Raw genomic sequence first — 12,161 nt, forward strand, 5'->3', positions numbered from 1 at the left:
CACTGGTGAGATGGGGGCGGAGTACTGGTTCCGCAATCTGCGGCAGCGCGTGCTCTTCGCGGACGCCGTCGCCGAACTGCTCGCGACCGAGCATCGCGCGTTCGTGGAGGTCAGCTCGCATCCCGTACTGGCCATGGCCATGCAGGACATGACCGAGGAGTACGGTGAGCCCGCCGTCGTCACAGGCACCTTGAGGCGCGATCGCGGCGGTCTGTCGCGGTTCCTGCTCTCCGCCGCCGAGATCTTCGTACGAGGTGTGGAGGTCGACTGGGCCCGGGTGTTCGCGGACACCGGTGCCCGACGGGTGGATCTGCCCACGTACGCCTTCCAGCGCGACCGCTTCTGGAACATTCCCGCCGCTCCCGACGAGGCCGTAGCGCCCGATCCGCTGGACGCGGAGTTCTGGGCGGCGGTCGAGCAGGAGGATCTCTCCGCGCTGACGTCCGCTCTGGGCACGGACGAGGGTTCGGTGGCGGCGGTGCTGCCCGCGCTCTCGTCCTGGCGCAGATCGCGCCGGGACCGCTCGGCCGTCGACTCCTGGCGCTACCGGGTCTCCTGGTCACCGCTGGGCGCTGTGCCGACGGTACCGGCGTCGCCGCTGTCGGGCTCCTGGCTGGTGGTCTCCACCGAGGGCGTCGACGACAGCGGGATCATCGGCGCCCTGAGCGGCCATGGCGCCGAGGTACGACGGCTCGTACTGGACGAGTCGTGTGTGGACCGTACGGTCCTCGCCGGACGGCTGGCCGGTCTCGACGGGATCAGCGGCATCGTGTCGGTGCTCGCCGAAGCGGAGGAGCCGGGCGAGCGCTATCCCGGTCTGGCGCTCGGACTGGCTCTGACGGTCTCCCTCGTCCAGGCGCTGGGCGATGCCTCAGTGAACGCGCCGCTGTGGTTCCTGACCCGTGGCGCTGTCTCCACCGGGCGCTCCGACGCGCTCGTCTCGCCCGTCCAGGCGCAGGTGGCGGGCGTGGGCTGGACGACGGCCCTGGAGCATCCCCGGCGCTGGGGCGGTGTCATCGATCTGCCCGGCGCTCTGGACCAGCGGGCCGCCGGGCGGCTGGTATCGGTCCTGGCCGGCGCTGCCCGTGAGGAGGACCAGCTCGCCATCCGTGCCTCCGGTGTGTTCGCCCGCCGTATCGTCCGCGCCGGCTCCGGTGGGCCGGGCCCGTCCCGTAGCTGGACACCACGTGGCACCACACTGATCACCGGCGGTTCCGGAACACTCGCACCCGATCTCGCGCGCTGGCTGGCGGACCGAGGCGCCGGACATGTGGTGCTCGCCAGCCGTCGGGGCATGGCCGCTCCGGGCGCGGCCGAACTCGTCGCCGAACTCGCCGAGTCGGGCACCGAGGCCGTCGCGGTCGCCTGCGACATGACGGACCGGGAGGCGGTGGCCTCGCTTCTGGCAGGGCTCAAGGCCGAGGGGCGTACGGTACGCACCGTCATCCACACCGCCGCCGTCATCGAGCTGTACACCCTGGACGAGACCACGATGGAGTCGTTCTCCGACGTCGTGCACGCCAAGGTCGCCGGGGCCCGCCATCTGGACGAGCTGCTCGACAATGACGAACTGGACGACTTCGTCCTCTACTCGTCCACCGCCGGGATGTGGGGCAGCGGTCATCACGCGGCCTATGTGGCGGGCAACGCGTATCTCGCCGCGCTCGCCGTCGAGCGCCGGGCACGCGGGCTGCGTACCACCTCGGTGCACTGGGGCAAGTGGCCCGACGACATCGAGCGCGAACTGGCCGACCCGCACCACATCCGCCGCAGCGGTCTGCGCTATCTGGACCCGAAGCTCGCGCTGAGCGGACTGCGTACGGTCCTGGAGGACGACGAGACCGTCATCGGCCTCACGGACATCGACTGGGACACGTACTATCCCGTCTTCACCGCAGGCCGTCCCACGCACCTCTTCGACGAGGTGCCGGAGGTCGGATGCCTGCTCACCGTGGACGACCAACAGGCGAGCATCCGGCCGGAGTTGAGTGATCTCACCGCGCGGCTGCGCGAGCTGACCGCCTCCGAGCAGGAACGCCTGCTGCTCACTCTGGTCCGTACGGAAGCGGCGGCCGTCCTCGGTCATGCCTCGGCCGAGGCGTTCCCCGAGCGGCGCGCCTTCCGCGACATCGGCTTCGACTCCGTCACGGCTGTGGACCTGCGAAACCGCATCGTGGCCGCCACCGGTCTGCGGCTGCCGTCGACCATGGTCTTCGACTATCCCAACGCCCTTGCGCTGGCAGGCTTTGTGAAGTCGGCGGCACTGGGCGGCGACGACCGTACGGCGACGGCTGCCGGCTCCTCTGCTGCGGCTGCTGCCGGCACCGGCACCGACGACGATCCGATCGCCATCATCGGTATGAGCTGCCGCTACCCGGGCGGAGCGGGCTCGCCCGAGGAGCTGATGCGGCTCGCCCTCGACGGCGCCGATGTGATCTCCGGGTTTCCCGCCGACCGTGGCTGGGACGCGGCGGCACTCTACGATCCGGATCCCGACCGGCAGGGCAGGACCTACTCCCTCCAGGGCGGATTCCTGCACGAGGCCGCGGAGTTCGACCCGGGATTCTTCGGCATCTCGCCGCGTGAGGCGGTCTCCATGGATCCGCAGCAGCGGCTGCTGCTGGAGACCTCGTGGGAGGCCTTCGAGCGCGCCGGGATCGAACTGGACTCGCTCCGCGGCAGCGCGGCGGGTACCTTCTTCGGCGCCAGCGACCAGGACTACTCGTCGAGCGTACGGAACGGGACCGAGGGCTCCGAGGTGCATATGGTCACCGGTACGGCGGCCAGTGTGCTGTCCGGCCGGGTCTCGTATCTCTTCGGCTTCGAGGGACCTGCCGTCACCGTCGACACCGCGTGCTCGTCCTCGCTCGTCGCGATGCATCTCGCCTGCCAGTCCCTGCGCAGCGGTGAGAGCTCGCTCGCGCTGGCCGGCGGCGCGGCCGTGATGGCCACACCGCACGCCTTCGTGGGCTTCAGCCGACAGCGCGCTCTCGCTCTCGACGGCCGCTGCAAGCCGTTCTCCGGGGCCGCCGACGGGATGACACTGGCCGAGGGCGTCGGTGTCGTCCTGCTGGAGCGGCTCTCGGACGCCCGACGCAACGGACACCGTGTCCTCGCCGTCGTACGCGGCTCGGCGATCAACCAGGACGGCGCGTCCAACGGCCTCACCGCGCCCAACGGCCCCTCCCAGCAACGGGTGATCCGCCAGGCCCTCGCCAACGCCGGTCTGTCGCCGTCCGAGGTGGACGCGGTGGAGGCGCACGGTACGGGGACGAAGCTGGGCGATCCGATCGAGGCGCAGGCGCTGCTCGCCACATACGGTCAGGACCGTGATCCGGAGCGTCCGCTGTGGCTGGGCTCGCTCAAGTCGAACATCGGGCACACACAGGCCGCCGCGGGTGTCGCCGGTGTGATCAAGATGGTGATGGCCATGCGCGAGGGCGTCCTGCCCAGGACGCTCCACTCGGACACTCCGTCGTCCCATGTGGACTGGTCGGCGGGCGCGGTGGAGCTGCTGCGCGAGCGGACCGAGTGGCCGGACGCGGGCCGTCCCCGGCGCGCCGGTGTGTCGTCCTTCGGGATCAGCGGCACCAACGCGCATCTGATCCTGGAACAGGCACCTGAGGCCGAGGCGGCCGAGGCGGCGGTGCCGGTGGAGTCCACGGACGAGGCCGGACAGGCCGCCACGCAGGAGTCCGCCGTCGTGCCCTGGCCGATCTCCGCCAAGTCCGAGGCGGCGCTGCGCGAGCAGGCGGCACGGCTGCTCGCCCGCGTCGAGGCCGATCCCGCGCTCTCGCCGACGCGCGTGGGCTGGTCGCTCACGACCACCCGGTCCGTCTTCGACCACCGCGCCGTGGTCCTCGGCGCGAGCCGGGACGACCTTCTGCGCTCCCTGGATGCCGTCGTCACGGTCGGCAGCGCGCCCGGTGCGGTGCGCGGCTCCGTCGGCGAAGGCTCGACGGGCGCCGTCTTCGTCTTCCCGGGCCAGGGCTCGCAGTGGTGGGGCATGGGCCGTGAACTGCTCGCGGGCTCCGAGGTGTTCCGCGAGACCGTGGACGCCTGCGCCGCCGCGCTCGCTCCGTACATCGACTGGTCGCTGCACGATGTGCTGGGCGGCGAGGGAGATCCGGCGCTGCTCGAACGCGTCGATGTGGTCCAGCCCGCGCTGTTCTCGATGATGGTGGCGCTGTCCGCGCTCTGGCGCTCGTACGGTGTCGAGCCCGCGGCGGTCGTCGGTCACTCGCAGGGCGAGATCGCCGCCGCGTATGTGGCCGGTGCCCTGACCTTGGAGGACGCCGCCGCCGTCGTCGCTCTGCGCAGCCAGGCCCTGCCCAGGCTGTCCGGTCTCGGCGGCATGATGTCGGTGGCCGCTCCCGTCGGCAAGGTCGCCGCTCTGCTGGAGCCCTGGGGCGCCCAGCTCTCCGTCGCCGCTGTCAACGGCCCGTCCTCGGTGATCGTCTCCGGCGACGCGACGGCGCTCGACGAACTGCTCGCCGTCTGCGAGGAACAGAACGTCCGCGCCCGTAAGGTCTCGGTCGATTACGCCTCGCACGGCGCGCATGTGGAGGCCGTACGCGACGAACTGGCGCGGGTGCTCGCGCCGGTCAGGTCCGCGGCGCCTCGGGTGCCGTTCTACTCGACGGTGACGGGCGGCCGGGTGGCGGAGGCCGTGTTCGACGGCGACTACTGGTACACCAACCTCCGGCAGACCGTACGGATGGAGGAGGCGACGCGGGCGCTGCTGGCCGACGGACACCGTGTCTTCATCGAGGTCAGCCCGCATCCCGTACTGGCCGCGCCCATCCAGGAGACGCAAGAGACGCAGGAGACCCATGGGACGCAGGAGGCCCAGGAGCCGGCGGCCGGAGCTGTGGTCCTCGGATCGCTGCGCAGGGACGAGGGAGGCGTCAAGCGCTTCCTGACCTCACTCGCCGAGGCCCATGTGCACGGCACAGCCGTCGACTGGCGCACCGCGTTTCCCGAAGGCGCTCTCGAACCGGTCGAGCTGCCCACGTACGCCTTCCAGCGCCGGCGGTACTGGCCCGAGCAGAAGCCCGCCGCAGGGACCGACGGGAGCGTCGGGGGCGAGGCGGACGCCGCGTTCTGGCAGCTTGTCGAGAGCCAGGATCTGGAGTCCCTCGCCGGTGAACTGGGCGTCGCCGCCAACGGTGAGCTGTCCTCGCTGGGCGCGGTCCTGCCCACACTCTCCGCGTGGCGTGCCACCTCGCGCGAGCGCTCCACCGTCAACGAATGGCGCTACCGCGTCGACTGGACCAGGCTGAGCGATCCGGGCGCCGTACGTCCTGCCACACGTCCCGCAGGCCTTTCCGTCGGCCGCTGGCTCGCGGTGGTCGCCGCGGGCCGGACCGACGATCCCTGGGTCTCCGGCGTGCTCGCCGCGCTGGGCCCCGATACGGTCCGCTTCGAGGCCGACGCAGGCGCGGACCGTACCGCCTGGGCCAAGCGGCTGGCCGAACTGACAGCCGACGGAACGGAGTTCACCGGCGTACTGTCCCTGCTTGCCCCGGTCGAGGAACGTCACCCGGACTTCGCCTCCGTGCCCGGCGGACTGGCGCTGACGCTCACTCTCGTCCAGGCGCTCGGCGACGCCGGACTGCGCGCGCCGCTGTGGTGCGCCACCCGAGGCGCCGTCTCGGTGGGACGTGACGACCGGCTCGGCAACCCTGTGCAGGGCGCCCTGTGGGGCCTCGGCCGGGTCGTCGCACTGGAGCATCCGGACCGCTGGGGCGGTCTGGTCGACCTCCCGGAGACGCTCGACGCACGGGCCGAGGCCCGGCTGACGGCCGTACTCGCCGGGCTGTACGGTCCGGACGGGCTGCACGGTCCGGACGGCCGAGGCGGTCCGGGCGGTCCGGGTGGACTGGGCGGTACGGGCGGATTGGGCGGTCCGCTGGGTGGCGAGGATCAGATCGCCATCCGCCCGTCCGGCGTCTACGGCCGCCGTATGGTGCACGCCGTACCCACGGCCGGTACGCCCGAGCGCCGCTGGCGAGGCCGGGGCACGGCGCTGATCACCGGTGGCACCGGCGGTATCGGCGGGCGGATCGCCCGCTGGCTGGTCGAACGCGGCGCCGAACATGTGGTGCTGACCAGCCGACGCGGTGAGGAGGCGCCCGGCGCGCCCGAACTCCGTGCCGAACTGGAAGGACTGGGCGCCCGGGTCACCATCGCGGCCTGCGACGCCGCCGACCGTGACGCGCTTGCCGCCGTCCTCGCGGCCATTCCGGGCGACGCGCCGCTGACCTCGGTGTTCCACGCCGCGGGAGTCGCGGACGGCGACGATCCGGTGGAGTCGTTGACACTGGCACGGCTCGACGCGCTGATGCGCGCCAAACTGACCGCCGCCCTCCATCTCCACGAACTGACCCACGACCTCGAACTCGACGCCTTCGTGCTGTTCTCCTCGGGCGCGGCCATCTGGGGCAGCGGCGGCCAGCCCGGTTACGCGGCGGCCAACGCGTTCCTCGACGCCCTGGCCGAGCATCGCAGGGCCGAGGGACTCACCGCCTCGTCCGTCGCCTGGGGCACCTGGGCCGAGGTCGGCATGGCCACCGTCGACGAGGTCCACGAACGGCTGCGGCGCCAGGGCGTGATGCCCATGGAACCGGCGCTGGCGATCGCCGCGCTCCAGCGGATGCTGGAGGACGACGACACGGCGCTCACCGTCACACTGATGGACTGGGAACGGTTCACTCCCGGCTTCACCGCGAGCAGGCCCAGCCCGCTGCTCTCCGGGATCCCGGAGGTGGGCCGCGCGCTGGCCGCCGACTCCGCCGTACCCACCGGCGACGGTGTCCCGGCCGTTCCGCCGCTCAGGCAGCGGCTCGATGCCCTGCCGACCGCGGAACGCAGCCGCGCGCTGCTGGACGCGGTACGGGCCGACGCGGCGTCGACACTCGGCCATGACACGGCCGGAGCCATTCCGGCGACCAGGGCCTTCCGTGACGTCGGCTTCGACTCGGTGACCGCCGTCGAGCTGCGCAACCGGCTGCGGACGGCCCTCGGCCTGCCTCTGCCCGCCGCCCTGGTCTTCGACCATCCGACACCGGCGGCTCTCGCGCAGCACCTCGGCTCGCTGCTGTTCGGAACCGTGCCCGAACGGAACGGCACCGAGGGCGAGCACCGTACGAACGGCGAGGACCGTACGGACGATCCCGACGCCCGGATCCGGCACGCCCTCGCCTCCGTGCCCATCAGCCGGCTTCGTAAAGCGGGCCTGCTGGACATGGTGCTCCAGCTCGCCACCGCCACCGACGACGCCACCGGGGCCTCCGGCCCGGCCGTGGCCGGCGCGAACGACTCGCTCGACGACATGGACGCAGAAAGCCTGCTGCGGCTCGCCACCGAGATCTAGTGCCCCGCAGAGATCTAGTGCCCCGCCGACGACGAGGTCCCGTGCCCTCCCGGCGACGCGAACCGAAAGAGATCTGGAGAGAACGATGAGCACGTCCCCCAACAAGTACGTCGAGGCGCTGCGGTCGTCCCTGAAGGAGATCGAGCGGCTCCGTCAGCAGAACCAGCGACTGGTGGCGGCTGCCGAGGAACCCATCGCCGTCGTCGGGATCGGCTGCCGCTATCCGGGCGGTGTGACCTCTCCCGAGGATCTGTGGGAGCTGGTCACCGAGGGCCGCGACGTCATGGCCGGCTTCCCGGCCGACCGGGGCTGGGACCTGGAGCGCCTCGCCGGGGACGGTCCCGGCCGCAGCCTCGCCCAGGAGGGCGGATTCCTCTACGACATGGCCGACTTCGATCCCGGGTTCTTCGGTATCTCACCTCGTGAGGCCGTCGCCATGGACCCGCAGCAGCGGCTGCTGCTCGAAGTGGCCTGGGAGGCGCTGGAGCGGGCCGGGATCGATCCGGCCACGCTGCGCGGCAGCCGGGCGGGCGTGTTCGTCGGTACGGCGGGACAGGACTACGGCACGGTCATCAAGGCGTCCGACGAGGACACCGAGCTGTACGCGATGACCGGGCACGCGGCCAGTGTCATCTCGGGCCGGCTCTCCTACACGCTGGGCGCCGAGGGACCGGCCGTCACGGTCGACACGGCCTGTTCCTCCTCGCTGGTGGCGCTGCACTGGGCGGCGCAGGCCCTGCGCAACGGCGAGTGCACCATGGCCCTGGCGGGCGGCGCTTCCGTGATGGCCACACCGGGCCCTTTCGTCTCCTTCACCGCACAGGGCGGCATGGCCGAGGACGGCCGGTGCAAGTCGTTCTCCGACGATGCCGACGGCACCGGCTGGGGCGAGGGCGCCGCCGTCCTCGTACTGGAGCGGCTCTCCGACGCGCGGCGGGCCGGTCATCCCGTCCTGGCAGTGCTGCGCGGCAGCGCGATCAATCAGGACGGCGCGTCCAACGGACTGTCCGCGCCGCACGGTCCCTCACAACGGCGGGTCATCCGGGCCGCCTTGGAGAACGCGCGGCTGACGCCCGGCGATGTGGACATCGTCGAGGCGCACGGTACGGGCACGACGCTCGGCGACCCGATCGAGGCGCAGGCGCTGCTGGCCACCTACGGTCAGGACCGCGATCCCGGGCGCCCGCTGCGGCTCGGGTCGGTCAAGTCGAACATCGGGCATACGCAGGCGGCCTCGGGCGCCGCCGGTGTGATCAAGATGATCATGGCGATGCGGTACGGGCTGATGCCGCGCAGTCTGCACGCGGCCGAGCCGTCCGGCGATGTGGACTGGACGGCAGGCTCCGTGGAGCTGCTGCGCGAGTCCCTGGCCTGGCCGGAGACCGGCCGGGCCCGGCGTGCCGCCGTCTCCTCTTTCGGAGTGAGCGGCACCAACGCGCATGTGATCCTGGAGGAGGCTCCGGCCGACGACGAACCGGAGAGCGCCGCCGACGATACGGGCTCTGTGGTGCCGGGGGTCATTCCCTGGGCGCTCTCGGGCCGGACCGCCGCCGCCCTGGAGGCGCAGCGGGCGCGGCTGCTGTCATTCATCGAGCGCGATCCCGGTGTACGGCCTGTCGACGTGGGTTACTCGCTCGCCACGGGACGCTCGGCATTCGAGCATCGGGCGGTGCTGTTCGCTTCGGGAAGCGATCACACTGCCGAGGTTACCGATGTCACCGATGTCACCGAGGCCGCCAGAGGCGTCGCCGACGAGGGACTGCTCGCCGTACTGTTCTCCGGCCAGGGCTCCCAGCGGCTCGGCATGGGCCATGAACTCCACGCCCGTTTCCCGGTGTTCGCTGAAGCCTTCGACGCCGTGGCCGCCGAACTCGACACCCACTTCGGCGCGGCCCTCGACCGCCCGCTGCGCGAGATCGTCTGGGGATCCGACGCCGAGCGGCTCGACGAGACCAGATGGACACAGCCCGCGCTCTTCGCGATCGAGGTGGCGCTGTTCCGCCTCGTCACCTCGCTCGGCATCACACCCGACTACGTAGGCGGCCACTCCATCGGTGAGATCGCGGCGGTCCACGCGGCGGGCGTCCTCACACTGGCGGACGCCTGCCGGCTGGTGGCCGCGCGCGCCTCGCTGATGCAGGCCCTGCCGCGCGGCGGCGCGATGGTCTCCGTACGGGCCACCGAGGACGAGATCCGGCCGCTGCTCACCGACCAGGTGTCGATCGCGGCCGTCAACGGACCGCAGTCCGTGGTGATCGCGGGTGACGAGAGCGCCGTACTGGAGATCGCCGCGCGGCTGGAGGCACAGGGCCGGAGGACCAAGCGGCTGCGCGTCTCGCACGCCTTCCACTCACCGCTGATGCGGCCGATGCTGGCCGACTTCCGCGCCGTGGCGGAGAGACTGACCTACCACGAGCCGCGGATCCCGGTCGTCTCCCATCTGACCGGACGGATCGCCGAGGTGGCCGAGCTGTGCTCCGCCGACTACTGGGTACGGCATGTCAGCGAGGCCGTACGGTTCGCCGACGGCATCCGCACACTCACCGCACGAGGCGTCACCACACTGCTGGAGCTGGGCCCGGACGGTGTGCTCTCCGCCATGGCCCAGGAGTCGCTGACGGACGGCGCGGTGATCGTACCGCTGCTGCGCAAGGACCGCCCGGAGGAACTGGCGGCGGTCACCGCGCTCGCTCAGGTGCATGTCCGAGGCGCCACCGTACGGTGGGCCGGGCTGTACGACGGCTGCGGCGCCCGGCGTGTGGACCTGCCGACCTATCCGTTCCAGAACCAGCGCTACTGGCCCTCCGGCAGCCGCGACGCAGCCGGCGACATCCGCGCCGCCGGACTCGGCCCGGCCGGACATCCGCTGCTCGGCGCGGCCGTCGAACTGGCCGACGGTGAAGGCGTCTTGTTCACCAGCCGGCTGTCGGTGCGCTCGCATCCCTGGCTCGCCGACCACGGAGTGCGCGGCCGGGCGCTGCTGCCCGGGACCGCCTTTGTCGAGCTGGCGATCCGGGCCGGTGACGAGGTCGACTGCGACCGCGTCGAGGAGCTGACGCTCGCCGCGCCGCTGGCACTGCCCGAGCATGGCGGCGCCCAACTCCAGGTGCGTGTCGGCGCCGCCGACGAGGCCGGGCGCCGGCCGCTGGGCATCTACTCACGTGCGGAGGACGGCTACGAACTCCCGTGGTCGCAGCACGCCACGGGCTTCGTCGCGCCCGGCGTGGGAGCCACGGGCGCCGTCGGCTCCGGCTTCGACGCCACCGTATGGCCACCGGTCGGCGCCGAGCCCGTCGATCTCGACGGCTGCTACGAACGGCTCGCCGGACTCGGTTTCGACTACGGCCCGGTGTTCCAGGGCCTGCGGGCCGCCTGGCGGCGCGGTGACGAGGTGTACGCCGAGGTCGCCCTGCCGGAGCCCTCCGGCTCCGGAACCGGCGCTGGTAGCGGCACTGGCACTGGCACTGGTACGGGCTCCGGCTCCGACGCGAGTGCCTTCGGTCTGCATCCGGCGCTGCTGGACGCCGCCCAGCACGCGGCGGCCTACACCGACCTCGGCGCCATCGGCCGAGGCGGACTGCCCTTCGCCTGGGAAGGCGTGTCGCTGACCGCCTCCGGCGCCTCGGCGGTCCGCGCCCGGATCGCTCCGGCGGGCGAGGACACGGTCTCCATCGCCGTGTACGACATGGCGGGCGGCCCGGTCCTCACCGTCGACTCCCTGGTCTCGCGCCCGGTGCCCACCGAGCGGCGGAACGACACCAACGCCGTCCACCGGGACTCCTTGTTCCGTGTGGAGTGGACCGCGCTCAAGGGCGCGGCCTCCGCCGGGTCCGGCGGCGCGGTCGCCGTGGTGGGCGCGGACACGGTCGGTGTCGCCGGTGCGCTGCGCGCCGGTGGTACGACCGTGACGACTCACACCGATCTGGTGTCGCTCGCGGCGGCGCACGACGGATCGGTGCCCGATGTGGTGCTGATGGCCGTGTCCGGTGAGCCCGGCGCGGTTGTGGAGGCGACACACTCCCTCGGCGCCCAGGTCCTCGCACACGTACAGCACTGGCTGGACGAGGACCGGTTCGCCGACGCCCGTCTGGTCTTCGTGACGCGCGGCGCGCTGAACGGCGACGACCTCGCCGCCGCCTCGGTCCATGGCCTCGTACGGACGGCACGCACCGAGAACCCGGGACGCTTCGGCCTCCTGGATCTGGACCCCGGCACGGTCTCACTCCCCCCGGAGGCCGTGCCGGTCATCGCCGCCGAGCCGGACCTCGCGGTACGCGACGGCCGGCTGCTCGCCGCCCGGCTGGCGCGCATTCCCGTGCCCGTGCCTGTGCCGGTGTCCGTGCCTGTGCCCGCATCCGTGTCGGCATCCGTGCCCGAGGAGCCGGCCGCGTGGAACGCCGACGGTACGGTGCTGATCACCGGTGGTACGGGCGGACTCGGCGGCGTACTCGCCCGGCATCTGGTCACCGAACGGGACGTACGGCACCTGCTGTTGGCGAGCCGACGTGGCGCCGAGGCAACCGGCGCGGCGGAACTGGTCGCCGAACTGACCTCGTACGGTGCCGAGGTGACCGTGGCGGCCTGTGATATCGCCGACCGGTCCGCACTGGCCGGACTGTTGGCGTCGGTGCCGGCCGAGCATCCGCTGACCGCCGTCATCCATACCGCAGGCGTAGTCGACGACGGTGTGATCGGCTCGCTCACGCCCGAGCGGCTGAGCGGTGTGCTGCGTCCCAAGGTGGACGCGGCCTGGCATCTGCACGAGCTGACCCGCGATCTCGATCTC

The 12,161-nt window shown here is 72.1% G+C and carries 2 protein-coding genes; both read left to right on the forward strand.

Annotation, left to right across the window (positions count from 1 at the left end):
• Positions 1 to 10 precede the first annotated feature (10 nt).
• Complete coding sequence (locus tag GA0115259_RS17745; RefSeq protein ID WP_093597775.1) at positions 11 to 7,375, forward strand: type I polyketide synthase; 7,365 nt, start codon at positions 11 to 13, stop codon at positions 7,373 to 7,375.
• 85 nt (positions 7,376 to 7,460) lie between these two features.
• On the forward strand, positions 7,461 to 12,161 hold a 4,701-nt coding region (locus GA0115259_RS17750), incomplete at its 3' end, for a type I polyketide synthase (protein ID WP_141716610.1).

The organism is Streptomyces sp. MnatMP-M17 (genome assembly GCF_900091995.1).
In the GTDB taxonomy this organism is placed as follows: Bacteria; Actinomycetota; Actinomycetes; order Streptomycetales; family Streptomycetaceae; genus Streptomyces.

What these genes read in the sequence shown, in the direction of transcription:
- GA0115259_RS17745 (WP_093597775.1), top strand. Translation starts at nt 11, where the DNA reads ATGGGGGCGGAGTACTGGTTCCGCAATCTGCGGCAGCGCGTGCTCTTC.